The 25221-nt window shown below is 50.4% G+C and carries 22 protein-coding genes and 1 riboswitch; of the genes, 11 read left to right on the top strand and 11 right to left on the bottom strand.

Annotated features, from left to right (window positions below; all coding sequences use genetic code 11):
• Nucleotides 1–20: 20 nt before the first annotated feature.
• The 3 genes from NST07_RS01835 to NST07_RS01845 all read left to right on the top strand — a co-directional run bounded on the left by NST07_RS01835 (nucleotide 21) and on the right by NST07_RS01845 (nucleotide 3083).
• Nucleotides 21–731 (top strand): hypothetical protein, encoded by a 711-nt coding sequence (locus NST07_RS01835; RefSeq protein WP_341097521.1) that lies wholly within the window; start codon nucleotides 21–23, stop codon nucleotides 729–731.
• 11 nt (nucleotides 732–742) lie between these two features.
• The gene (locus NST07_RS01840; protein WP_341377082.1) at nucleotides 743–1843 is read left to right on the top strand and encodes a toxic anion resistance protein; all 1101 of its coding nucleotides are present in this window, start codon (nucleotides 743–745) and stop codon (nucleotides 1841–1843) included.
• A 433-nt stretch (nucleotides 1844–2276) separates the two neighbouring features.
• Nucleotides 2277–3083 (top strand): formate/nitrite transporter family protein, encoded by an 807-nt coding sequence (locus tag NST07_RS01845; RefSeq protein ID WP_341089351.1) that lies wholly within the window; start codon nucleotides 2277–2279, stop codon nucleotides 3081–3083.
• Between the two features lie 102 nt (nucleotides 3084–3185).
• Here the strand turns inward: NST07_RS01845 and NST07_RS01850 are convergent, their stop codons facing one another.
• From NST07_RS01850 to NST07_RS01875, 6 genes are all read right to left on the bottom strand, one after another.
• Complete coding sequence (locus NST07_RS01850) at nucleotides 3186–3842, bottom strand: 3-oxoacid CoA-transferase subunit B (RefSeq protein WP_341089352.1); 657 nt, start codon at nucleotides 3840–3842, stop codon at nucleotides 3186–3188.
• Entirely contained in the window at nucleotides 3835–4503 is a 669-nt protein-coding gene (locus NST07_RS01855) for a CoA transferase subunit A (RefSeq protein WP_341377083.1), read from the bottom strand. Before NST07_RS01855 ends, NST07_RS01850 begins: the two co-directional genes overlap by 8 nt.
• 135 nt (nucleotides 4504–4638) lie before the next feature.
• Nucleotides 4639–5379: an acetoacetate decarboxylase gene (locus NST07_RS01860; protein WP_342480964.1), complete on the bottom strand. Its 741-nt coding sequence runs from the start codon at nucleotides 5377–5379 to the stop codon at nucleotides 4639–4641.
• Between the two features lie 33 nt (nucleotides 5380–5412).
• Entirely contained in the window at nucleotides 5413–6597 is a 1185-nt protein-coding gene (locus tag NST07_RS01865; RefSeq protein ID WP_342480965.1) for an acetyl-CoA C-acetyltransferase, read from the bottom strand.
• A 365-nt stretch (nucleotides 6598–6962) separates the two neighbouring features.
• A complete protein-coding gene (locus NST07_RS01870) occupies nucleotides 6963–9131 on the bottom strand; it encodes a TPM domain-containing protein (RefSeq protein ID WP_342480966.1) in 2169 nt (722 codons plus the stop codon).
• A gap of 202 nt (nucleotides 9132–9333) precedes the next feature.
• On the bottom strand, nucleotides 9334–9477 hold the full coding sequence (locus NST07_RS01875; RefSeq protein ID WP_179091777.1) for a hypothetical protein: 144 nt from the start codon (nucleotides 9475–9477) through the stop codon (nucleotides 9334–9336).
• Nucleotides 9478–9790: 313 nt separating this feature from the next.
• Between NST07_RS01875 and NST07_RS01880 the strand changes: the two genes are divergently transcribed.
• On the top strand, nucleotides 9791–12901 hold the full coding sequence (locus tag NST07_RS01880) for an EAL domain-containing protein (protein ID WP_342480967.1): 3111 nt from the start codon (nucleotides 9791–9793) through the stop codon (nucleotides 12899–12901).
• Between the two features lie 132 nt (nucleotides 12902–13033).
• Here NST07_RS01880 and NST07_RS01885 read toward each other — a convergent pair whose 3' ends face one another.
• Entirely contained in the window at nucleotides 13034–13774 is a 741-nt protein-coding gene (locus tag NST07_RS01885; protein ID WP_341377089.1) for a GGDEF domain-containing protein, read from the bottom strand.
• 568 nt (nucleotides 13775–14342) lie between these two features.
• Nucleotides 14343–14442, top strand: a riboswitch (purine riboswitch).
• Nucleotides 14443–14564: 122 nt separating this feature from the next.
• Between NST07_RS01885 and NST07_RS01890 the strand changes: the two genes are divergently transcribed.
• Complete coding sequence (locus NST07_RS01890; protein ID WP_341089364.1) at nucleotides 14565–16001, top strand: NAD(P)/FAD-dependent oxidoreductase; 1437 nt, start codon at nucleotides 14565–14567, stop codon at nucleotides 15999–16001.
• A gap of 157 nt (nucleotides 16002–16158) precedes the next feature.
• Nucleotides 16159–16962 carry a VanZ family protein gene (locus tag NST07_RS01895; RefSeq protein WP_341089365.1) on the top strand — a complete coding sequence of 268 codons (804 nt, stop codon included), beginning with the start codon at nucleotides 16159–16161 and terminating at the stop codon, nucleotides 16960–16962.
• Nucleotides 16963–16964: 2 nt separating this feature from the next.
• Here the strand turns inward: NST07_RS01895 and NST07_RS01900 are convergent, their stop codons facing one another.
• Nucleotides 16965–17567 carry a nucleotidyltransferase family protein gene (locus NST07_RS01900; RefSeq protein WP_341097522.1) on the bottom strand — a complete coding sequence of 201 codons (603 nt, stop codon included), beginning with the start codon at nucleotides 17565–17567 and terminating at the stop codon, nucleotides 16965–16967.
• 177 nt (nucleotides 17568–17744) lie between these two features.
• Here NST07_RS01900 and NST07_RS01905 point away from each other — a divergent pair, with 177 nt between their 5' ends.
• From NST07_RS01905 to NST07_RS01915, 3 genes are all read left to right on the top strand, one after another.
• Nucleotides 17745–19406, top strand: a complete 1662-nt coding sequence (locus tag NST07_RS01905; RefSeq protein ID WP_341377093.1) for a sensor histidine kinase — start codon at nucleotides 17745–17747, stop codon at nucleotides 19404–19406.
• Nucleotides 19403–20131: a LytTR family DNA-binding domain-containing protein gene (locus NST07_RS01910; RefSeq protein ID WP_341089367.1), complete on the top strand. Its 729-nt coding sequence runs from the start codon at nucleotides 19403–19405 to the stop codon at nucleotides 20129–20131. Before NST07_RS01905 ends, NST07_RS01910 begins: the two co-directional genes overlap by 4 nt.
• Before the next feature lie 124 nt (nucleotides 20132–20255).
• The gene (locus NST07_RS01915; RefSeq protein ID WP_341089369.1) at nucleotides 20256–21524 is read left to right on the top strand and encodes an OFA family MFS transporter; all 1269 of its coding nucleotides are present in this window, start codon (nucleotides 20256–20258) and stop codon (nucleotides 21522–21524) included.
• Nucleotides 21525–21751: 227 nt separating this feature from the next.
• On the opposite strand, the gene NST07_RS01920 is transcribed toward NST07_RS01915, so the two are convergent.
• Together NST07_RS01920 and NST07_RS01925 are read right to left on the bottom strand one after the other, a co-directional pair.
• A complete protein-coding gene (locus NST07_RS01920) occupies nucleotides 21752–22192 on the bottom strand; it encodes a MerR family transcriptional regulator (protein WP_341089371.1) in 441 nt (146 codons plus the stop codon).
• Between the two features lie 20 nt (nucleotides 22193–22212).
• Complete coding sequence (locus NST07_RS01925; protein ID WP_341089373.1) at nucleotides 22213–22941, bottom strand: SDR family oxidoreductase; 729 nt, start codon at nucleotides 22939–22941, stop codon at nucleotides 22213–22215.
• A 271-nt stretch (nucleotides 22942–23212) separates the two neighbouring features.
• Between NST07_RS01925 and NST07_RS01930 the strand changes: the two genes are divergently transcribed.
• Nucleotides 23213–23386, top strand: coding sequence for a hypothetical protein (locus NST07_RS01930; protein ID WP_341089375.1), 174 nt, complete (start codon nucleotides 23213–23215; stop codon nucleotides 23384–23386).
• Nucleotides 23387–23465: 79 nt separating this feature from the next.
• Complete coding sequence (locus NST07_RS01935) at nucleotides 23466–23702, top strand: hypothetical protein (RefSeq protein ID WP_341089376.1); 237 nt, start codon at nucleotides 23466–23468, stop codon at nucleotides 23700–23702.
• 171 nt (nucleotides 23703–23873) lie between these two features.
• On the opposite strand, the gene odhB is transcribed toward NST07_RS01935, so the two are convergent.
• A complete protein-coding gene (gene odhB / locus NST07_RS01940) occupies nucleotides 23874–25187 on the bottom strand; it encodes a 2-oxoglutarate dehydrogenase complex dihydrolipoyllysine-residue succinyltransferase (RefSeq protein ID WP_341089378.1) in 1314 nt (437 codons plus the stop codon).
• Between the last annotated feature and the right edge of the window lie 34 nt (nucleotides 25188–25221).

Here is a 25221-nt window from a genome sequence, read left to right on the forward strand (position 1 = left end):
GCTCGCAAGAGGTGATGACAATTTATTCGAAATCAAAAGTATTGTTGTATGCAGGAGCCGGCTATGTTGTGGCTCTGCTGACGAGCGCTTTCCTGCCAGAGCTGCTCTCTCTGCTGTTCCCGGTTGCCGGAGCTGCCATCGGGCTGCTTGGAGGCAAGCGCACACGAACCAACCTGCCGGCGGAGATACTTCCGGCCGGGCAGGAGCCAGCAGCGATCGCCCCCGCTTCTGCTGCGGGCAGTCCTGAAGTGATCCGGGCTGCTCCCGCAGGATCGGAAACCGGTGCACCACATTCCTTGTCCGGCAGAGGACAGGCTGAGGTCAGGATCGGAGCGGAATTCGCTCCGGTGGTGGAGTATCTCAGCATTTTGGAGGATATGATTATTTCGGAGGGTCAGAAGGATACGCTCGACAATGAAATTGTCGAGAAATCATTGGCACTGATCGCCAGGCTCCTGCGGATCATTCCGCTGCTTCAGGAGCTCGGCAACGGTGAGATCAACCACACGGTTCGCAGATTGGTGCTGAAGGACCTGAACGGGGTCATCAATCCTTTCCTGCGGCTTGGCGGTGAGGCCAAAACGAAAAATCGGAGAATGCTGCTGAACGGTCTGCGGGATGTTGATTCTAAAATTACGGAGATTGCCTCTACGATCGAGCATAAAGACCTGATGGAACTTCAGACCAAGGCGGAACTGATTCATCAGCGGTACAGCAGTTCCGAATTATAGGAGGGAAACCCATGTCCACGCAGTTGATAGAGCTCAAAAAAGAAGATGAGCAGAAGGTAGTTGCAGAAGCTTCCCAATTAATTGAGAAGGTAGCCAAGACCGATACCGTTGCACTGGATTCCTTAATGGATGATATCGGCAAGCTTGGGGTGAAGACGCAGGAAAAAGCGGGACAAACCCTGAAACTGCTGGATCGCCCGGTCAATGATCTGATGTCCGGCAAACGCGTCGAAGTGCCGAATATGATTATGAAGCTGCGTAATGAATGTGAGAATCTGCAGCAGAGCAAAAATGTCAGCTTTTTCGGCAAAATGCTGCGCAAGAGTCCGCTCAAGAATTATGTCTACAAATATCAGTCCGTACGCACAAATATCGATGCCATCGTGACCGGCCTGCGGGACGGACGTGATACGCTTGAAGAGAGCATTGTCAACATGCGGCAGCTGAAACGCACCTCCATGGACGAAATCTACAACCTGCAGACCAAGATTGCCTTTGGCAACAAGCTGAAGGAGCTGTTCGAGGTGGAAATCGCCAAACCGGAGAATGAATTCCGCAAGGCTTATCTGGAGCGCGGTCTGCGCAAGGTCATGGTGCGGATCCAGTCCATGACCGAGATGATTCTGCTTTATAATCAGGCTATTGCCGCCACGGACATCATCAATGACAACAATGATAAGCTGATTGATTCGGTCAACAATGCGATTGACAAGACGTCAAATCTGATCACCGTATCCGCGATGATTGCAATGTCCCTGGCCGATCAGGAAAATGTCATTTCCGCCGTGGAAGCGACGAACAAGACGATTGAGGACCAGTTCAAGGAGAATGCGCGTCTGCTGCGCACCACGACTGAGAAGACGACAGAGCTGCTGTCCAAGCCTTCCATGTCGCTGGAGGCAGTGAATCAGGCCATCGGCGATCTGCTCAGTGCCTTGGATACCTCCGAGCAGTCCAACCGCCGGATTATCGAAAGCTGCCAGGATTATACGTCCAAAATGACGACAATCAACACGCAGCTGAACAACCGTCTCGGGCTGAACGAAGCCTCGCAGCCGCAAGTGCTGAAGCAAGCCGGCAGCGATAGCGAGCTGAGCAGCTTCTTGAACTGACACCTTGTCCGAGTATAGATAAACAGCTATTTCGTTCTAGCCTGCTGGATGGTTCAGCAGGCTTTTTTTGCGCATAGCGGTTAAGCCTCGGATATCAGCAGCTTAAGATTCATTCATAATAGAGTACTACCCTACATAAGTTGTCACTAAGGCAACGTATGGAGGAAGTGAGGAACTGCGGATGATTCTGGGATGCCTGATATTTGTGCTTATTGTCGTAGCCAGCAGCGAAAAGGCGGAAGCCATTGCCAAGCTGAATGATCCGGATGACGGCAGCTAGCACAGCGGCAACGGATTCTCACTAAATAAAATTTGTAATATATTGACGCTCCGTGATTCAAGCAATTTCCAGCGGTTTATTGGGTATAATACCCTAGGGGGCTGTATCAGCCTGCCATCATCGCGGAAAATACAAGCATTAAGCGGAGGTCATATGGAGAACGAGGCACTGCTGCAGGTTGAGAAATTGGCGCTGAAGAAACAGAAGATTTATCAGCAAAGCATTTTGCGTTATATCGCCAGAGCAATGCTGGCTAGTATGTTTATCGGATTCGGCGTAATTGTAGCCTTCAAGACGGGCAACTTTTTCTACATGGAGCAATCACCGATGACCTATCCGATGGCTGCGATTACGTTCGGCGCAGCCATCATCCTGATCTCCTACGGCGGAGGCGATTTGTTCACCGGGGATACATTTTATTACACGTATGCTGCCTTAAGACGCAAGATGCAGTGGACCGAGGTGGTGCGGATGTGGGTCATCAGCTACATCGGCAATATTCTCGGGGCCACCGCCTTTGCGCTGCTGATTTTTTTGACAGGATTGTTCTATGACTCCAGTGTGAACGGATTCCTGTTGAATGTGGTGGCCCACAAGATGGAAGCCCCGGCAATGCAGCTGTTCTTCCGCGCGATTCTGTGTAACTGGCTGGTCTGTCTGGCGTTTTTTGTTCCGATGTCAATGAAAAGCGACGGGGCTAAAATGTTCGCCATGGTCCTGTTCGTATTCTGCTTCTTTATTTCCGGATATGAACACAGCATAGCTAACATGTGTACCTTTGCGATTGCACTGGTGCTCGATCATCCCGGTACGATTTCTTGGGGCGGTGTGGTGCACAATCTGGTGCCTGTCACCATTGGGAATCTGATTGGCGGCGGTGTATTGATGGGTGTAATGTATTACTATGTGAACAAGCCGTTTCTTGACGAGGAGCATGACAAGCCCAAGGATACGCATTAACCCAAGACCAACCAGCCCGCTTCCCCAGATTGGGAGGGCGGGCTGGTTTTTTGGGGACGGTGGTGTTTGGAATTAGCCAAATACCGTAGGTTACCTTTTTGCTTAAACGGCAATGGCCTTCAAGTTTGGCGAGATCAACAACTTTGCCCTGGTTGCCTTTTGAACGTCTTCCACCGACAGACCCGGCGCAATTTCCTTCAGCATCAGCCCTGTGCCCGGAATCACATCGATGACAGCCATTTCGGTTACAATGGTTTGCACAACATTTACAGCAGTCAGGGGAAGCTTGCAATGTTCTAATATTTTCGGTTCCCCATCTTTGTTCACATGGTCCATGGCTACAATGACACGCTTGGCCCCGACCACCAAATCCATAGCTCCCCCCATGCCCGGCACTTTTTTTCCTGGAATCATCCAGCTTGCAAGGTTGCCGTTCTCATCAACCTCCAAGGCACCCAAGACGGTGATGTCCACATGCCCTCCACGGATGATGGAGAATGAAAGCGCACTGTCAAAATAGCAAGCTCCTGCCATTGTTGTAACATAACTTCCGCCAGAATCAATACAATCGATATTTTCTTGTTCCTTTGTGGCTTTGGGGCCAACACCAAGGATTCCGTTCTCAGCCTGCAGCATAATATGAACATTATCGGGAATATAGTTTACTGCCATGGTAGGCATGCCGACACCCAGGTTGACCACATCGCCGTCTTTGAATTCCTGGGCGATTCTTCTCACAATGAATTCTCGGTTATTCATGCATATCCCCTACCTTTACAATGGCGTCGATAAATATTCCGGGTACGTTGACATGATTGGGATCAATCTCCCCGAGCTTTACATATTCGTCTGTCTGGGCAACTACATAATCTGCCGCCGTAGCCATAACGAAATTGAAGTTGCGTGAGGAGCCGTTGATCACAAGATTGCCCGCTTCATCTGCCTTATGGGCTCTGATTAGCGCCACGTCCGCTTTGAGCGGCAGTTCGAGCAGATATTCCTTTCCGTCAATATCAATTTTCCTTTTGCCTTCCTCTACAATGGTACCTACACCTACAGGTGTTAAAACACCGCCCAAGCCTGCTCCTCCTGCACGTATTTTTTCAGCTAATGTGCCTTGCGGGAAGAGGTTTACCTCAGCTTCTTTGGTCATAAGGAGTCTTCCCGTTTCCGGATTGGAGCCGATATAGGATGCATAAATCCGCTTGACTCTGCCGCTATTTACAAGCTTATATATAGATAATTCTGTGGTGCCAGTATCATTGGAAATAATCGAGAGATTACCGGCGGAATGGGTCTCGACAAGCGCACGCACCAACTGTTCCGGATGGCCTCCGGCCAGAAAACCGCCGACCATCACCGTGTCTCCGTCTTTGACCTTCTTAACGGCGTCTTCTGCGGAGATTAATTTGTTGTTCATGGTTTCTGACTCCTTGTATATTTTTTTGAAAATATAGAATTTATGTTTCACGCTATATATTATCCTTCTATTTCTCGCTGAAGCACCCCGTCCTTTAAAAGGACGGCGTAGCCGTTTCCACTTGGAAAGCAAAGTTTACTGGAGATAATCATGAATGACTCTTGCGTATGGCAGTGTTAAATCGGCAATAAAATGTTTGCCGCCGATATACGCCTTAACAGGAAAATCTGCCACAGGAGCATGGACGTGGGGTGTCAGACTTAACCGGGCCGACCCTGACCAGGCGCCCTTTACTGTAATATTCTCGAGATTGTACGCCACTAACTGCGCAATTTTAGGGCCACCATCAACATCGGGAATTAATTTTAGATTCACTTGGGTTTTTGCGATGGCTGTAGCCGTGTCCTTTTCACTGAGAATGTTATGTTTAAAAGGCATGGTTCCCATGGCCACCAGGGCATGGTTATAATGTAATGTACCGGTCAGCGTTTCTGTACCTTCAACACTCAGGCGGGGATTCGCCCATTTTTTGGGGAACCCCCAAATTTCACGTCCCCCAAGAATAGCAGGTGCGTTATCCAAATACATTTGGGCAACAAAATTGCAGGGTTCGCCCTGAAAGGTACACGGGATGACAATGCCGCTCTCCTCATAGCTTCCTAGACCGGATGAATCAGGCATCTTGATCCATTCATAGGAGACGGTGTTGCTTCCATCCGGCTGAAGAGGCTCCGGGACCGCCTGTCTAATCGCAGCGGGATCGGATTCATAGGTAATTATAAAAAATTCCCTGTCGATGAAGCGGTAGGGGGGACGGCCATAACTAGCGCTGGCTGCAGGCATGGACTGTAGTGAAAAAATCTCTTGTGGATTCATAACAATCGGATCTCCCTTTCTTATAGAAGAGTGTTAGATGAGTGCATTCTCAATCAGCATCGCGATTCCCATACCCGTTCCGATACATAACGAGGCTATGCCATAACGCGCAGAGCTTCGTACCATTTCATGCACAAGCGTAACCAATATCCTCGCTCCGCTTGCACCGACAGGGTGTCCAATCGCGATTGCACCGCCATTGACATTCACCTTCTCCGGGCTGACCCCAAGCTCTTTTATTACCGCTAATGCTTGTGCAGCGAAGGCTTCATTAATCTCAAACAGATCGATGGCATCAAGGGAGATTCCCTGATCCTTAAGAAGTGACGAAACGGCTTTCACCGGGCCCATCCCCATATATGCAGGGTCAACGCCAACAAGTGAATAACCCTTGATATAGGCCAACGGTTGAACCGCATGTTCCTTGCATTTGTCTTCCGACATAACAAGTACAGCCGCCGCTCCATCATTGATCCCCGAGGCATTTCCGGCGGTAACCGATCCGTTTGTTTTAAATGCAGGTTTTAAATTAGAAAGTTTTTCTTTGCTTGCATCTCCTCTTACATGTTCATCCTCTGAGAACCAAATATTCTCTTTTTTGGTTTTGGTCAGAACGGGAACAATCTGCTCTGCAAAAACATGCTTGTTTTTTGCTTCTATAGCCTTGATCTGGCTTCCATAGGCAAATTCATCCTGCTCAAGTCTTGAAATGTTATATTTCGCGGCAATGTTTTCTGCGGTAATTCCCATATGATATTTGTTGATGGGACACGTAAGGCCGTCGGCTACCACGGTGTCTATCAATTCACTGTTGCCCAGCTTGTAGCCATTTCGTGCATTCCTTAGTACATAAGGGGCGTTCGACATGCTCTCCATACCTCCAGCTAAGAGGACGCCGCCTTGTTCTGCCAAAATAGAGTTGTAAGCTAAAGCGACGGCATGAAGCCCTGAACCGCAAACCGTGTTTATTGTTGATGCAGGTACTTCAATGGGAATGCCGGCTTTTAGTGCCGCCTGTCTGGCAGGATTTTGGCCAGTGCCTGCTTGAAGGACATTTCCTAAGTAAATTTGATCAATCAATGCAGGCTCTAGTTGACTTTGCTGAAGGCAGGCTGTCATCACGTTTGCCCCCAATTCTGAGGCGCTCACTGACGAAAGTCCGTTGTTAAAAGAACCAACGGCTGTTCTTAATGGGCTTACCAATGCAACTTTATTCACAAGTTCTCACATTCCTTTCACTGTGTTTAAGAAACTTACATGCGGGTATATACCACGGTGCATGAGAGAGTGAGCGTTATAGTTTGATCGCCTTCCTTCGTCCTTATTTGGAATTAATTAACAAAATAATCGTAAGTCTAATGTTCATTTTACTCAATGTTCAAATAAATACAAAAATTTACATATTGATATGTATGGGGCCTTGTATACTCATATAATGAAGCCGTTCTATCATATTCATTGTTTTTCTGGATATTTCTGGTTATTTCAGAAAAAAACGAATGAAAAGTGAAAAAGAGTTCAAGTCAAAAACGCCACCGGCCCGTTTCCGGGCCGGTGGCGTTTTGCATAGATATGTTCGCTGTCTACCATTTGGAGCCGCCAGAGGAATTTCTGCCGGATTTGCCGCCGCCTCCCCAAGAGGAACCGCCGGATGATCTGCCGCCGTCGAAGCCGCCGGAAGAGGAGCCACGCTTGCGTGCCTGCTCCCGGCGCTGCTGTTCCCGCAGGATGGCCAGCTGTGCCAGGCGCTCCTCTTCTTCTTTTTGGCGTACGAGACGGTTCGCTTCCTCCACGAAGGAGGAAATCTGGGACTCGTAGGCATGTGCCACAGCTTCCAGTTCATCCAGGTTATAAGGCCGGATGGACAGCCGCTGCTCCAGTTCACCATACTCAGGGATCAGGGAGAGCTGGAATTGGCTTCTGGAGGCGATTCCCTTGCTTTGAAGCCGCCGCTGGGCCGTATCCACACGCTCCTGTCCTTCCGGCAGGAGCCGGGTGACGTTAGCTAAGCGTTGGCCCAGCATATTGAGACTTTCGCCGACATTGTCGAACTTCTGGGCGGTTTCTTCCTGAAGTTTGAGCAGCTGGTCCAGGCTATTGCGGGCATTGTCATATTCCCCCCGCTGGTCATTGGTCCAGGTTTCGATCTGCGGAACTTCTCCCGCACCCTGACGGAGCTGTGTTCCCGCAGTCTCCATTACCTCCTCAAGCTGGGTCAGATGGATCTCCGCAAACCGGCTGCGGGCTTCGGAGATCCGGCTGTTCAGCTCATTGCGCCGCTGAGACAGCCCGCTCCAACGGCTGCGGATCGTATCCAGATCCCTCAGGTTGTTCTGGCGGATCAGGGCCTGGCGCTCTGTCATGGCAATGGCATCGCCTAGCAGGGAATCCATACGGGCAGCGATTTTGCGCACTTCATCCATGTCTCCGCTGCGCAGGGGAGCTTCAAGTGTTGCGGCTGCTGCGGAGGCCTGATCCAGATTCTCATAAGGTTTGACCTTCATATTGTGGAGGGAATTCTGTTCGATCAATGCGGCGATTGTGCTGCGGGCAGCCGCCAGAACTCCAGAAAAGTTATTCAATTTGTCGTCATACGTATCGACATCGTGCAGGTCCTGCTCGATCTGCGCCTGCTTCTCCTGCGCCTCCCCGGTCATATCCTGTGCGGCAATTGGGTCGAACAGCTCCAGCTCATCCGCTTTGGCGGTCTCTTCAGCCAGCTCTTTCAGATCATCAGCAATTTCCTGCAGCCCATAGCCGGTCTCCTTGACCGCACTCTGAAGCTGGAGGTTCAATTCAGGCGCTTCCTTCTTCAGTTCGGTAATCTGCTGTTTAACGTTGCGGTCAGCATCACTGATTACGGCAATGTGCTGCTCTTCTTCCTCCAGCGAGGAGCGGAAAGCTATTTCAGTCTGCTGCAACTGTGAGCTGGCAGCCTTGAGCGCCTTCAGACGGTAGAAGGGGGGCTGTGAGCTTTGACTGCTCTGCAATGCGGAGATCTCCACCAGCTGTGCAGACAGCCGCTTGGAGATTCCCTCGACCATTTCTCCCGTCTTGCCTTGAACAATTCCCTGGAACGGCTGCAGGGACTCCAGCGCCCGGTTCGCCCGGACCAGCAAGTCGGCCAGCTGCTCCTGCTGGCTGCGGAGCTGCCCCCGTCTGCGCAGGCCGGTGAACAGCACATACAGCACTAATGCCAGCAGCGCTATCCCAATGACAATGCCGGCCAACTTTAGCAGTCCAAGGCCTGGGTCGCTGCTGCTGCCAGTGCCGCCGAAGGAGTGCAGCTTCTGAATCATGGAACGGATTCCCCCGGCAAAATCCCCTTCCCGGGCATAAGGATTAAAATACGTGTCCAGCAGCCCCGTGAGGGCTGCGGTATCCAAGGCTCCGCCTTGAGCTTGAGACCAGGAATTGATATAGTCCTGTAGGCCCGGATTGTTGAAGTTCAGTTCAACTCTCTGGTCTCCGGCAGAGATCAGAAGGAGAACATCCTGCGGCGTCAGGCCCCAGGAATCATAGACGTCAGTGGCATAGGTGCCAGGCTCGGCGCCATCCAAAGAATCGACAGTCAGCACCCGGATGGTATAGCGGTCTCCCTCAGCAATAGCGGCAATAGCAGCTGTCTCCTGCTTTGTGAGCAGACCGGCTTCATCGGTAACCAGTCCCTGCTGAGCGGGAATCGCTGCCGCATAGATACTTGGCATCCATAGCAGGCTGATGATCAGGAACAAGGAAATATATTTTTTCAAACTGGCACGCTCCGATCTATAGGACTATTGTTCAGTATATTATGCCGATTATTATACTATATCATTAAACATTCTAAGCTTTGCAGATGCACTTTTAAGCAATTAATGGCCCTTTTGCAGCTTGTATCAATTGTTTTTCTATAAATGGAAACAAAAAAAGCCGCACCCCCGTAATCCGGGAATGCGGCATTCTGCACGATCATTATCTGATTTGCAGGCAGAGAATATATTGTAATCTGGATTTAATTTCCTTTTGCCATTTCAAATCTCCAACTTTAACAGCAAGATTGAGCAGATCCAGATAGTCGTCAACCTGCAGAGCGGTCCGGGTATTGGCTGAGTTCATGGGTGTTCAGTCTCCTTTTAACTCCATATAGTGAATTGAATGTATTCGTTTATTTAATAATGATAATCATTATCAAGTGTTATTGCTATTATCCACATTTTAAGCTAAAAAAGCAATATAAATAAATTAAAAAGATGAATTGTCTTTGTAATGGACAGTGCAGCACTTTGCTCAAGCGGGGAAGTGAACTGGTATATTTGCACAATTTATCACAATAGATCGGGTAACTTGCAGGAACCATACCATTTTTTGTCGAATACAGCTTCTTATAAATGCTCTTAGCCCGATTTTTATTGGAAAAAGGAGAATTGCGATGAAGCGGTGTAAACTCATCCTTCTAATTAGCATTGTGCTCATGATTGCACCCCCTGCTGCCGCTCACGCTGAAAGACAAGAGATAAGGTATCAGACAGAGCTGGGTTATCCGCCTTATAAATACATACAGGACGGATATCTGACCGGCTTTGATATTGACCTGACAAGTATGATTTTTGAGAAGCAGGATTATCTGATTCAATACAGCACCGGCGAATGGGAGGAAACGTATAAACGGCTAATTGACGGAGAGATTGATACCACCGGACTTATGGCCGTTACGGAGGAGAGAAAGAAGCAGGCATTGTTCTCTAAGCCTGTGTTCAAAAGCTATATCTCTGTCTATTCGCGCCAGGCGCTGAAAGAAGAAGTGAAGCTAAGCACCTTGGAGAACTATAAGGTAGGAGTGGGCAAGGGTCAGTACTCCGAGATGGTGCTGCACGGCAAAGCAGGAGTCTCACATTACATAGAATATGCAACAGTACCAGAAGCGCTGGAGGCTCTGCAGAAAGGCGAGATTGATCTCTTGTTCGAGAATCAGGGCGTTGTCGATTATTTGATTGTTGACCGTGGATTAACCGGTGCGATTATTCATAAAATGAGTAATTTATACCCTGAGGATATCGCTTATGGTATCAGCAAATCAGCACCGGAGCTGGTCTCCTACGTTAATGCACGGCTGGAACGGCTGCAGCGGTCCGGTGCTTTTGAGGAGCTGTACCGGCAATATTTTTTCGCTCATTCGGATGAGTACCAATCCCTAACCAAAGGGAGGATCATTTCAGGAATTGTCATCGGCTTCTGTGTGCTGCTTTTTGGTATTGTTCTAATAAGGGCTTACATCAGGCATTTACGCCGGACTATCCACTCCGAGCAGGAATTTTTTGAGGATGTTATTGAGCATACCGGGATGATTGTCTGGGCGGTGCAGGGTGATAAGAGAATCGTGCGTTTCAATCAGTATGCGGAAAAGATGACGGGGCTGAAGGAGCAGGACATGCTTGGAATAAGCCTCGATGATATTCCCGGTCTGGAAGGCAGCGCAGCCTTGCTCAGAGATCTCCTTATCAAAGCGGTGTACAAGGACTACGCAGGCAACGTTGAAGTGCGGCTTCCCGATCATGTGCCGGATGCCCGCTATTTCTCCATACGGACTACTCTGATTAAGGGGATGGATGAGCAGGCTGAGGACATCTTCGTACTGGTTGGACTGGATATTGATGAGCGCAAGGAGAGTGAGCTTAAGCTTCAGCTCAGCTACGAGGAGCTGGAGTCGACCTATGAGGAGCTGGCGGCGGCAGAGGTGGAGCTGCAGGAACAGCTTAACAAGCTGGGGGTCAGTGAACGCCGGTTCCGCCTGGCCTCAGAAAGCTCCGGTGCTTATATGTGGGAGCTGGATTGGGAGACAGGGGTCTATAAGCTTTCTGACCGCTGGTACGAAGTGATGGGCTACAATGAAGAAGAAATCAACTCGTTCGACGGCGGGGTGCTCAGTATCATTCATCCCGATGACCAGGAGACTGCACGAAAGGCGAGACAAGAGCATCTGTCCGGGTTGACCCCGATTTACGAGACTGAATACCGCATGCGAACCCATGACGGCAACTATGTATGGTTTGAGGTGCGCGGCAAAGCGATTGTCGATCCAAAGGACAGGATTGTGCTGTTCCTGGGTTCCCTGATTGACATCAGCAAACGCAAGCAAGCTGAGTTCAAGCTGAGTAACAGCTATCAGGAGCTGGAGGCGACGTATGAGCAGCTTACGGCAACACAGCAGGAACTGGTAGGACAATATGATATGCTGGTCGAAAATCAGAAGAATATGCACCGTTTGGCTTATGTGGACTCACTCAGTAATCTGCCCAACCGCCTCAGCCTGTTGGAGACGATGGAGAATTACTTCCAGCGGCCGGGCGGCAAAGCGGCGCTCTTGTTTGTGGATACCGACAATTTCAAATACATCAATGATACGCTGGGTCATAAGTCGGGTGATATTCTCATCCGCAAAGCCAGTGAACGGCTGCAGTCGCTTGTGGATGAAAGAGCCATGCTCTCGAGACTCGGCGGAGATGAATTTGTAATTTTCCTCAAGGATACGGATGACCGTGAAGCCGTGCTGAATTTGGCGGAGGACATCATGCGGTCATTCCGCAGGTCTTTCCTTATCGGAGAAAGCAATCTGTATGTCTCTGTCAGCATCGGAATCTCCTTCTATCCGGAAGACGGGGAGACCACAGAGGAGATTCTGAAGAATGCCGATGTGGCGATGTACCGGGCCAAAGAAGAGGGCAAAAGCACGTATGTAGTCTATGATAAGTCCATGCATACCGCGTTTAATGAACGGATGAACATTGAGAAGCATCTGCGAAGTGCGATGAACAACAATGAATTTGAGCTTCATTATCAGCCGCAGGTGGAGATCGGGACCGGGATGATTTCCGGCTTTGAGGCCTTGATTCGTTGGAACAGTCCTGTGCTTGGTTTTGTATCACCGCTGTCATTTATCAAGATTGCCGAGGATTCCAGGCTGATTATATATATCGGCGAATGGGTTCTTAGAGAAGCCAGCAGGTTCATGAAAAGCGTACATGACCGCACCGGAATTCCATATAAAATATCCGTCAACATTTCGATCATTCAGCTGCTGCAGGATGATTTCGTGGAAATGGTGCTGGACAGCCTTGCGGAAAGCGGACTTGAGCCCAGCTGCCTGGAACTCGAAATCACGGAATCCATATTTATGGAATCCTTCGAAAGCACTGTAAGCAAGCTGGGATTCCTTAAGTCGCGCGGGATCCGTATCGCCCTGGATGATTTCGGAACAGGGTATTCTTCTTTGAGTTATTTGCAGCAGCTGCCGATTTCCACACTGAAGATGGATAAAATCTTTATAGATTCTCTGGAGGATAAGGCCTACAGCCAATCCTTTGTTCAGACGATCATCGTTCTCGGCCACAAAATGGGTCTTGATGTGGTAGCTGAGGGAGTAGAGGATGCCAGACAGCTGGAATTTCTTAAGCAATTCGACTGCGATAAGGTACAGGGTTATTTAATCAGCAGGCCGGTTCCCGAGCGCGGAGTATGGGAACTGCTGGAGCCTCATTATTGAAATAGAAATAGAAACAGAAATAGAGATAGCTGCATAGCAAAGCGAGCCCGGGACGATACAGTCCGCGGGCTCGCTTATATTTTCACGCAGGAATAGTCTTGGGAAAGTCTCCTCATATGTCTACTGGACGGCTTAGAAAATGATAATTTTGTTCTTGCCGGTCTTCTTCGCTTCGTACAGGGCATCGTCCGCCTGCTGAAAGGTGGAGCTCTTGGAATCCTCGCCCCGATAGTCATGCATCCCGATACTCACCGTTACGGATTTACCGTCCATTTCGGTGACTGGCATGCCTGCAATCCCCGTTAAGATCCGCCCTATAATTTCGCTTGATTCCTCCAGCTTCTTGGCGGTGAGAATAATGACGAATTCCTCTCCGCCGTAACGTGCGGCAAAGTCATCTGAGCCAATATGCTTCAATACCATTCCTGCAACCTGCTTAAGGACGATATCTCCGACCCAATGCCCATATTGGTCATTTACCTTTTTGAAATTATCAATATCCATCACCGCCAGCTGCATCGGGAAGGGGTTGCTCTGCTGATGCTCAATCAGCCAGCCTAAATACTCATGAAAGGTTTTGTGATTGTACAAATCCGTTAGGGGGTCGATCTTGGACAGACGGTCCATAATGATATTCTGAATGCGCAGATCCTGCTCGGATTTCATAGAGTTCTCCAGTGATTGTATGAGCTCGCGGCCTCTGACGATCACCCCGAATCCAGCCAGGGATGTTCCGGCGAAGATGAGAGCGATTATAATATGCTCAATTCGCAGCGTATAGTCATAGGGCGATGTATTAAGAAACAGCATAACGGCGTACAGCAGACAGACGGCTGAGGAAACCTTCATATAGCTTTGTTTCAGATAAATCATAGAGACGAGCAATGGGAGGAGCATGATCAGGGGTTTAACATGATATTCCGGGCTAAGATTTGAAATCATCAAAATTGCGTAAATATGGCTGGTGAAAATTATTGAAAACTCTGAAAATAAGGGCTTCCACTTGTAGACAGCTTCCAGAACGACAATTAGAGCAAATATGGTCGAATCTGGAATCAGCATATGGGGAATAAAATATTGCCCGCTCGTAAATTGTGGAAGATGTCCCCACATAGACAGGGAGGCAAATAGCTGGCTTGCCAAATGTACAATCAGCACCATCCAGAATGTATTGAGGAGTACCCGATTCCAATAGATTTGGCGAGGAGTTAGCGTTGGGATGTGCATGAGCGGTTCCTCTTTTCCAGTGGCGATATAACTATATATTCGACAAATACCTCAGGTTTCCTTCCAGTGAAATTCATCTAATAATGTTCGTGTTTAAGTGAATTGAAATCAGGAGATATAGTTAAAAATTCTCTAATTAGGATCTAAAGGCGAATTATTGTATGGTTTTGTCCTTGACACATTCGTGAATAATCTGTAAAATTTCTATTGGCTCATATAATAAAGTTAAGCTGTTCGTATATCCTCAAAGATAAGGTTTGGGGGTTTCTACAGGGGACCGTAAATTCCTGGCTACGAATAGGGTGCATTTTGCATACCTATGAAGTATCCGGGATTTTTGTGTTGTGGTTAATAAACTATCTATTTTCGCAGAAACGGATAATGGCCTGCATGAGTACGGCGATGCCGTTTCTCCCTAGGAGGAACAGAGAAACAGATGAGTAAATATGATGTGATTGTCGTTGGTGCGGGTCCGGCTGGAATATTCGCCTGCTATGAATTGACACGAAAGGCGCCTGATTTGAAGGTGCTGCTTGTGGACAAGGGTCATGATATTTACCGCCGTAATTGCCCGATCCTTGAGGAGAAGATCAAGCTCTGTCCGCCCGCTTCGGGGCGCAAGGAATTTGCCGGCTGTCTGCCTGCCTGTTCAATTACTGCCGGTTTCGGGGGAGCAGGGGCCTACAGTGACGGCAAATTTAATATCACGACGGAGTTCGGCGGCTGGATGACCGATTATTTGGCACCCTCCAAAGTTCTGGAGCTGATCGAATATGTAGACAGCATTAACCTGGAGCATGGCGCAACACCGGTCATTACCGATCCGACAACCGAGAGTATCCGCAATATTGAGCAACGGGGTTACGCTGCCGGACTGAAGCTGCTGCGGGCACAGGTACGCCATCTGGGGACAGAGCAAAATTTGGAAATCCTTAAATCCATATACGAATATTTGAAAACACGTATTGAAATGCTGTTCAAGACAGAGGTTCAGGATATAGTAACCGTAAAAGACAATGGAACGCACCGCATTACAGGCATTACGCTGAAAAACGGGGAAAGCCATGAGGCGGATAAGGTTATGATTGCCCCGGGCCGTGACGGTTCGGCCTGGCTGACCGAGGTGCTGAAGAAGCGCCGGCTGAAAATGTACAATAATCAGGTCGATGTAGGTGTAAGAGTCGAAACTTCGGATGTGGTAATGCGGGAGATCAATGAACATCTCTATGAGGGGAAATTCATTTTCAATACATCTGTAGGCACCCGTGTCCGCACCTTCTGCAGCAATCCGTCAGGACATGTTGTTGTGGAAAATCACAGCGGTGTGATGGCGGCCAACGGACATTCCTATAAAGACCCTGCACTGGGTTCGAAGAATACCAACTTTGCCCTGCTGGTCTCGCATACGTTCACCGAGCCCTTCGACAAGCCCAATGAATATGCCCGGGAAATCTGCAAGCGGGCGAACGATTTGTCCAGCGGCGGCGTGATTGTACAGAAATACGGTGATATTCTCCGTGGCCGGCGTTCAACGGAAACGCGAATCAAGGAAGGATTCCTGGAGCCGACGCTGAAGGAAGCGGTACCCGGCGATCTGGGACTGGTACTGCCGTACAACACCATGAAGAGCCTGATTGAAATGGTGGAAGCGCTGGAAAAAGTAACTCCGGGTATCGCCTCCGAACATACGTTGTTCTATGGAGTAGAGGCGAAATTTTATTCGGCCCGTCCGAAGCTTACGGACAATCTGGAGACGGAAATTTCCGGACTGTACTGCGGCGGAGACGGTGCGGGCATTACCCGCGGTCTGGCTCAAGCCGGAGCCGCCGGGGTATGGATTGCCCGGGGGATGCTGGAACAAACCGGCGCTTAAAGACAATAGAATAAGTGAAGAAGGGCAGACTCACTGCAGGAATTTCTGCGTTGAGTCTGCCCTTCTTCTATTTATCTATCATTTGAACTCCCGCTCATATGGTATACAATAATTATCATAATTGTAAATTCGAGAGGGTGACGCAGCCTTAAGAAGTGTGAACTTGATCCCCTTCCATACGATTTACAGATTTTTTACAGATGAATCCATCGGCAGCGATAGAATGGTGACCAATGTATTGGGCAACATCGGGATTTTTATCCCCTTAGGCCTTGCCGCAGCTTATATAGGAAAGAGCAGGAACTGGGGATTTAAGTTTGTTTTCGTCTTCTCGGTTAGTATAGCTTTTGAAATCATTCAATATATCTTTGCGCTGGGAAGCAGTGATATTGACGATATTCTGTTGAACTGTGCAGGAGGTGTGATTGGCGTAGCCTTGTATAAAGCACTCTTCAAGATCGCTCCTTCCGGAAACCAGCTCCTTGCAGCGATCATTGGATTCTTTTTACTGGCGGGACTTGGCGGAGGTGTTGTGACGGGGGTGCTGGATCGCAGCCTGCTGCCTTTTGCCGATCAGGAGATGGAATACATAGATGAGAATAAGCAGCTCATGACAGGCGTAGATGAGAGTACGGCGGATCTGTTCGGCGATTTGACCGCTGCCCAGACTGACGCTATAACCCTATATAACAATCCTAAGTATAGTATGCTGAAGAAAACAGCGGAAACAACAGAACTTGGGCAAGAGAATAGTACCATTCCAGTAGGTGCCTCCACCAAAATCATTATCAGGCACTTGGCGTCTGATCAAAATAGGATCATCACCACCTACGAAGAAAGTACGATTTCCGGCCTGGTCTCCATAGTAGAATCATCCCCAGTCGCCCCTACAGTCAGAGTCTGGTTGGACGGAGACAGTAAAAAGGCGGCAAGGGTGTTGCTCGTAAATGTTCTGAAGTGATATTACCAAGCGTTCCTATCTTCTTGGGCGAGCTGGCCGACAGCTGTAATTTGCACCCGAGGCCATAACAACCTCCAATTCTTGCTGGCGATCCGTTTCTCATAGATAGAGTGCAACTGGCGGTTGCTTATAAAACTCGGAGTGGGTCTGAGCTCCATTTGGATGACATCCTGGATGCCATGAGGGGCGGCCAACCTTAAATTACCGTGTTCATCCAGCGAAAGCCCAAGCGCGGTTGCCGTCTCGGGAAATTTGGACATGCCGTCGGCAGAAGAGGTATAGGGCGGAATATCGTTAACCACATGCATTCTCGCCTGGTTTTTGACCGACCAGGGGATAGAAGGATCGGCAGCTCGCAGCTGCGCTTCCCAGGCTTTTTCGGTCTCTTCGCGGATGTCGTTGCTATCATAATAAATAACATCAATATCTGCCAGCGGTGTTCTTTCCGTAAATCCATGCTGGACATCCCAGACTTTAGAGCGGACAAATCCGGCGCAGACCCAGGAATCGGGCAGCATTAGCGCTCGGGCGGCAGATAGAATATTCATCATCCACGGGTCTTCTCTCACGGCCCGCAGGAGATCTTCCTCCGTATGGATCAGCAGCATAGGTCCTCCTTTAAATAGTTGAACTACATAAAGCAACGGGATTTTTATCCGATGCCTTTATTATAAGGCCCAATTTACAGGCTTGGGTACTCTAAAAAGACAATAGGGCGGATTGCTATTATGATTTGGCACATCTTATAATGGACCGGTAGATTGACCATTGGAGGCGTGGCTGTGGAACATAACTTGACGATATTGCTGCAACTGTTCGAAAGGGCGGCACTGCTGTTGATGTGCCTGTTTGTGTTGACCCGGCTGCCGCGGTTTAAAGAGATTTTTGTCAAAGGGGCTTACGCTCCACAGGATCTTGTGATCGTGACGGTGATCTTCAGCCTGTTCGCGATCTTCGGAACCTACAGCGGCATTAAAGTCGACGGCTCGCTGGTAAATGTGCGGATTATCGCTATCATGGCCGGCGGGATTCTGTTTGGTCCTTGGGTCGGACTGATTACCGGCATTATATCCGGGGTTCACCGTTTTCTGATTGATATCGGCGGCGTGACTTCCGTGCCCTGCCTGATTACAAGTGTCACGGCGGGAATTGTATCCAGCGTTATTTACCGCCGGACCTCGGCTGACCGCCGCTGGATTGCCGGCATTCTGGCCGGGATGGGCTGCGAAGCACTGACCATGCTGCTTATTCTGGTTATGGCAGATCCTTCATCGCTGGGTGTGGATATCGTTTCGAAGATCGCTTTTCCGATGATTGTGGGTCAGATCAGTGTCGGCCTCATTGTTATGCTTGTCCAGAGTGTGGAGGGGGAGAAGGAACGGATCGCCGCGAAGCAGTCCAAGCTGGCTCTGGACATTGCCAATAAGACGCTGCCGTATTTCCGCAACATTAATCCCCAGTCGCTGCGCACCATTTGCGGGATTATCAAGGAGGACATCGGTGCCGATGCGGTAGCGATCACGGATACCCGATTCATCCGCGCCTATGTGGGAGTGGGGGAGGAATACTACACCGAGACGAACGAGATTATCAGTGAAGAGACGAAAAAGACGCTGAGGGACGGCGAAATTACGATCCGCGATGACGATACTGAATATATGAACCGGGCAATCCGGTCACTGATTATCATTCCCCTGAAAGAGAAAGGCGAAGTGACCGGAGCACTTAAAATTTACTATACCAAAGCCCATAAAATCACTTACTCACTGCAGGCAATGGCAGTAGGGCTGTCGCAGATGATCTCTACGCTGATGGAGGTATCGCGGGTCGAAGGCATTAAGGAGATGGCCAACAAAGCTGAGCTGAAGGCGCTGCAGACGAGCATTAATCCCCATTTTCTGTTCAATGCGCTGAACGCGATTAGTTCCCTGATCCGGATCAACCCGGATAAGGCGCGGGAGCTGATCATCAACCTGTCAGGCTATATGAGATACAATCTGGAGCTGACCGATGAATTTATTGATATCCGGCGTGAGCTGCAGCAGGTCCAGCAATATGTGGAGATTGAAAAAGCCCGCTTCGGCAGCCGCCTGGCCGTTGAGTATGATATCGACGAAGTGGAGGTGCGTATTCCCAGCCTGATTATTCAGCCGCTGGTGGAGAATGCGATTGTTCACGGCATTTTAAAAGTGAAGGGACCGGGCACGGTAACGATTTCGGTGAAGGACCGGGGAGAGACCGTACGGATCGGCATCGCCGATACCGGAGCGGGTATCGCGCAGGAGACGATGGAGAAGGTCTACAGCGGAAGCATGCCGGATAACAAAATCGGGCTATATAACGTACAACAGCGGGTAAAGCTGATTTATGGCAAGGGTCTGACTATTCACCGGCTGGATAAAGGGACGGACATTTATTTCGACGTCACAAAGGAGAAGCGATGAGAGCGATAATTGTAGAGGATGAAGTGCTGGCAAGGAGTGAGCTTGCCTTTCTGATCGGAGCACACAGCGATATAGTGATCACCGCCGAGTTTGAGGACGGACTGGATGCGCTGAAATTTCTGCAGGCTGAGGAAGTCGATGTGATTTTTCTGGATATCAATATTCCGTCCATCGACGGCGTGCTGCTGGCCCAGAATATCAGCAGGTTCTCGGTCAAACCCTATATAGTATTTATCACTGCCTACAAGGAGCATGCCGCCGACGCTTTCGAGATTGAAGCATTCGACTATATTCTGAAGCCCTACAGTGAATCGCGGATGAAAGCCATGCTGAACAAGCTGGAAGCGGCATTCGCGGCGCGTAGCCGTCCCAGAGAAGAAGGGCATCTTGCGGTCAGCAACAAGGTCAATCTGTGGAAAAACGAGAAGATCATCGTCGTCGATGCCGACGAGATTTATTATGCATCAGCGCAGGAGAAGACAACGAGCGTGATGACTAAGGGAGAGGAATACAGCATGGCTCTGAGCATCAGCGAGTTCCACAGCCGGCTGCCGCAGGACAGCTTCTTCCGCTGCCACCGGTCCTATCTTGTGAACCTGTCCAAGATCAAGGAAATTATCCCTTGGTTCAATAATACGTATCTGCTCCGGCTTCGTGATTTGGACTTTGAAGTGCCGGTAAGCCGCAGCAAGGTCAAGGAATTCAGGCAGATCATGCGCCTGTAGCGGCATTTCATTCCCGCATTCGGTCATCTCATTCCCGATTTCTCTCAAGAAAGCGTTGTTTCGCTACAATGAAGGAGCAAAGAAAGCCCTTGCAGCGACAATAGAGAGAAAGAAGGAATGACTCATGACTACGGCTAAATCTGGCAGTAAGCGCTGGATGATCGTGCTGGGTACAGTGATTATGCAAATGGGACTGGGCACAATCTACACGTGGAGCCTGTTTAATGCGCAGCTTGTCAGCAAATTCGGCTTTGAGCTCAGCGCTGTTTCGATAACTTTTTCCATTACGAGCTTTGCCCTTGCCTTCGCAACCTTGTTTGCCGGTAAACTGCAGGACCGGTTCGGCCTCCGCAAGCTGACTGCTTCCGCCGGGATTATGCTGGGGCTCGGTCTGATGCTTAGCTCGCAGGCCAATTCCCTCCTGATGTTCTACCTGCTGGCCGGCGTAGTCGTGGGTTATGCCGATGGTACGGCCTATATTACTTCGTTATCCAATCTGATTAAGTGGTTCCCTAAACATAAAGGCTTGATCTCCGGCGTATCGGTCGGCGCTTACGGAACCGGGAGTCTGATCTTCAAATATATCAACGGCAGCCTGATCGAGTCGGCAGGCGTATCGAATACCTTCTTGTATTGGGGCCTGGCCGTTATGATCATGGTTGTCGCGGGTTCGCTACTGGTCAGGGAAGCTCCTGTGGCTGCTCCGGCACTGGCACAAGCAAACAGCAGAGGGACGGATTCCTCTGCCGCAACAATTCCGGCTGCAGTGAAAGACTATACCGTCAAAGAAATGCTGCGCACCAAGGAAGCGTACCTGCTGTTTGTAATTTTCTTCACCGCCTGCATGAGCGGTCTCTACCTGATTGGCATTGTTAAGGATATCGGGGTACAGCTGGCGGGTCTGGATATCGCTACAGCGGCTAATGCCGTTGCGATGATCGCGATCTTCAATACTGCAGGACGGCTGATTCTTGGAGCGTTGTCCGACCGTATGAGCCGATTGAAGCTGGTCAGTGCCACGCTGCTGGTCACAGCCCTAGCGATGCTAACCCTAAGCTATGCGACCTTGAGCTACGGCCTGTTCTTTGCTTGTGTGGCCGCCATTGCTTTCTGCTTCGGGGGTAACATTACGGTGTTCCCGGCGATTGTCAGCGACTTCTTCGGCCTTAAGAACCATAGCAAGAACTATGGCATTGTCTATCAGGGCTTCGGAATCGGGGCGTTGTCCGGCTCGTTCATCGCCGCTTCTCTCGGCGGGTTCAAGCCTACCTTCATCGTCATCGGCGCACTGTGTATTGTAGCCTGTCTTCTGGCGGTTTCCTTAAAGCCTCCGGTGCAGAGACAGGCAAGAGAAAAGGGAATGAGCCTCAAGCCATCACGGCATACGGCTTAACCATATACAAACATGTTGGCTTAAGAAGTATACAGACAAAGAGAATAGTTATTCAAAAAAGAGATATCCCGGCCCTTCGTGGAAACGGCTGGCGATATCTCTTTTATATAGTGGTGTGGTGATAACGGAATAGAATACATCGGACCCGGTCTCCACATGGATGTGAACGCCGGGTTCGGTATTGGACGGTGTCTGGCAATCAGCAGTCTGACTCTTTCCTGAGCTGCTTATTGCCCGCTGCTCTTCGGAGCCTCACAGTCATAAGAATCGGTATTCGGATTCTCCGCCAGCTCGCGAAAGTGGCGGAGTTTATAGCGGATAACCTCTTGCGTCTCTTGAAGCTTTGCAATCTCACGGGAAATTTTATCATTGTGTTCCTCTAGCAGAGTGTACCGTTCGGATAGCGTACCCCCGCCCTGATGGGTCAGTGTCAGATAATGCCGCATTTCTTCCAGCGTCATTCCCGTAGCCTTGAGGCGCATCAGGAAACGAATGCCCAGAATCTGATCCTTGCTGTAGTGCCGATGGCCGTTAGGTTTGCGGTCGGCATAGGGTAGCAGACCAATTCGCTCATAATAGCGTATCGTATCCTCAGTCAAGCCGGTCAGCTCGGCAGCCTGGCTGATGGAGGTGACGGTATCGGGAATTTCCTGCGTGGTGATATTCATGGAAACCTCCTTGAGTAATGTTACCAAGGAACTTCTCCATTCTCGTCGAAAAATCCTCCTGTCGGGCCATCCGCATCCAGTGTCGCCAGACGTACGGCAATAACCGCCGCTTGCTCCACGGTACGATGGCCGGTGAAGCCATTGAGATCGGTGGCAGTGAAGCCGGGATCGCCAGAATTAACCTTGAGCGGAGTATCCTTGAATTCCTTGGCAAAAGTAATTGTAGCCATATTAAGCGCTGCTTTGGAGCTATTGTAGGCAAGCAGATTAAATTCGGCATGCTCGTGATGGGGGTCGCTGTTGAAGGTTAAGGAACCCAGACCGCTCGACATGTTGACAATCCGCCCAGCAGGAGATTGCAATAGCAGTGGAAGCATAGCCTTAGTTACGGCAATCGTACCGAAAAAGTTGGTGTCGAATGTGACTTTGAGGTCATTCATCGGCAATTGGCTGGGAGCAGCACTGCCTCCAAGGGAAATGCCCGCATTGTTGATTAGCACATCAAGACCAGCATATTCCTTGGCAATAGTCTGCACTGCTGCTGCAATGCTATCCTGGTTCTGCAGATCAAGCTGGATAAAGCGTGCATCGACGCCTTCCTTTACCAAAGCGGCGGCTGCTTCGCTGCCCCGCTGCTCATCGCGTGAGCCGATCAAAATTGTATGGCCGAGGGCTCCGAGCTGCCGGGCCGTTTCATAGCCGATCCCTTTATTTGCCCCTGTGATCAGAACGGTTGTTGGTTGTGTCATTTCTTGTTTCCCCTTTTCATGTTCCAAGATACGGTGGCCACCTGTGATGAATGTACTACTTGGAGTATGCTCAAAGTCAAGCACCCATTTTAAGCGGGGATAAAAATCATGCCATTTGTAGATCGTTCCTTCGGAAATGGATTGTCCAGATCGGGTAGGAGGAAGGTGCAGCCGCTACTCGAATGTATAGGATGGAAAATAGCTCGGGGCGTACGGAATATAATTCAGGCTTAGGCTTTTTGCAGGGCGCAAGTGTTATAGAGCTATACAATTGCCGGCAATCATTGTCTTAATTTGCTGGAGTGCGGAGCAACAGATGGAAGCGCAGCTGTTTAGCCCTGCCCTGGAGTTAGCGCTGATGGCTGCACTGGAGGAGCGGAATATTCTTGTGCTGCGGTTGTTTGAGGAGCTGACTTTTCTGGAGATGGGCCACATTCTGAAATAGCAGTCCTAATGCGCTGCACAAGCGGCTGGAACGGATTAAACGGAAAGTCAGGGAATTTATAGACAGAGGAGGGGATCTCTTGAAAAGAACCGGAATCCATAGCGGATACCAAGATATAATAGGAGCCGCTGCCCGTGAGGAGCAGTTGCCGAGCATTAACGTAACGGAGCGCGTTATGGCGCGGATAAGGGGACTGGAGCAGGTCCGGAGCCGGAGCGGAATAAGATATGCCGGCAAAACGGCTGCAACCTCAGGGCTGCTGATCACAGTAACGGCTTACGCGGCGGTCATGTGGAGAACGGGTTCATTGTTTTAAGTGTCAGGACTCACAGTCCGAGGTACCAGTTCGCGAAAGTGGCCCAGCTTATAGTAGATAACGGTTCGTTAAAGAAAAGAGGGATACGAGGACGATGGAGCTGTCTTCGTATCCCTCTTGGTATGTGATTATCCATACGCTGGCGATGAAGAGCGGCCTCTTGAGGCCGTGTTAGCCTTCAAGCAGCAATGCTTCCGGGTCCTCCAGCAATTCCTTGACTTTGACGAGGAAGCTTACCGCTTCGGAACCGTCCACGATCCGGTGATCGTAGGAAAGCGCGATGTACATCATCGGGCGGTTGGCGCTTCTTTCTTCGTCCAGGGCGATCGGACGGAGCTGGATCTTGTGCATGCCGAGGATACCAACCTGCGGCGTATTGAGAATCGGCGTGGACAAGAGCGAGCCGAACACGCCGCCATTGGTGATGGTGAACGTGCCGCCCTGCAGCTCCTGCAGGCTGAGCGTGTTGGCGCGTGCTTTGGAGGCGAGCTCGCCGATCCGCCGTTCGATCTCAGGGAAGCTGAGCCGGTCCGCATCGCGGACGACCGGCACTACCAGCCCTTCCTTGGCAGCGACGGCGATGCCGATGTCATAATATCTCTTGAGCAGCAGATCCTCGCCGTCGATCTCAGCATTCAGCAGCGGATAGGCTTTGAGCGCACCGATCACAGCCTTGGTGAAGAAGGACATGAAGCCCAGTCCGACTTCATGCTTCTCTTTGAAGGCATCCTTGCGGCGCTTGCGGATGTCGAGGATGGCAGTCATGTCCACCTCGTTGAAGGTGGTCAGCATGGCCGCGGTCTGCTGCGCTTCGACCAGGCGGCTGGCGATCGTCAGCCGTCTGCGCGACATGCGCTTGCGCTCCACGGCCTTGCCGTCCTCTTGCTGCGGCGCTTTGCCCGCCGCAGCTTTGGCAGGCTCCGGCTTGCCCTGCGGCGCCGGAGACACGGGCGCAGCGGCCCCTGGGCCGGCTGCGCCATGGTCCTTCACATCGGCCTGGCCAATCCGGCCGATAGGGTCGCGGGCGCTGACCTCGCCGAGGTCGATGCCCCGCTCACGCGCGAGCTTGCGCGCCCCCGGCGAAGCCAGGGCCGCATTGCCTGCCGCACCTTCGGGTGCGGCGGCAGGAACGGCAGCGTCCGAAGGCGCTGCCACAGGTGCGGCAGCGGCAGGTGCAACGCTGCCTGGCGCAGGTGCCGCCTCGGGCTTACCGCCCGCAGCGGCCTGCGGCGCACTTCCGGCAGCAGCGTCTGCGCTGCCGATCACGCCGATAGCCTCGCCAACGGCTACATTCTCGCCGGCCTGGCGCAGGATGGAGGAGATGACGCCGTCCTCCTCCGCGCTGATTTCAAGATTGACCTTGTCGGTTTCAAGCTCAGCAAGCACATCCCCCTGGCCGACAGTATCGCCCTCTTTAACCAGCCATTTGTAAATCGTTCCTTCGGAAATGGATTCGCCCAGATCGGGTACTTTAATTTCGGACACAGGCCCTTACCTCCCCAAATATAATAGTTAACGT

Origin of the sequence: Paenibacillus sp. FSL L8-0340 (genome assembly GCF_038593145.1) — a bacterium.
In the GTDB taxonomy this organism is placed as follows: Bacteria; Bacillota; Bacilli; order Paenibacillales; family Paenibacillaceae; genus Paenibacillus_AQ.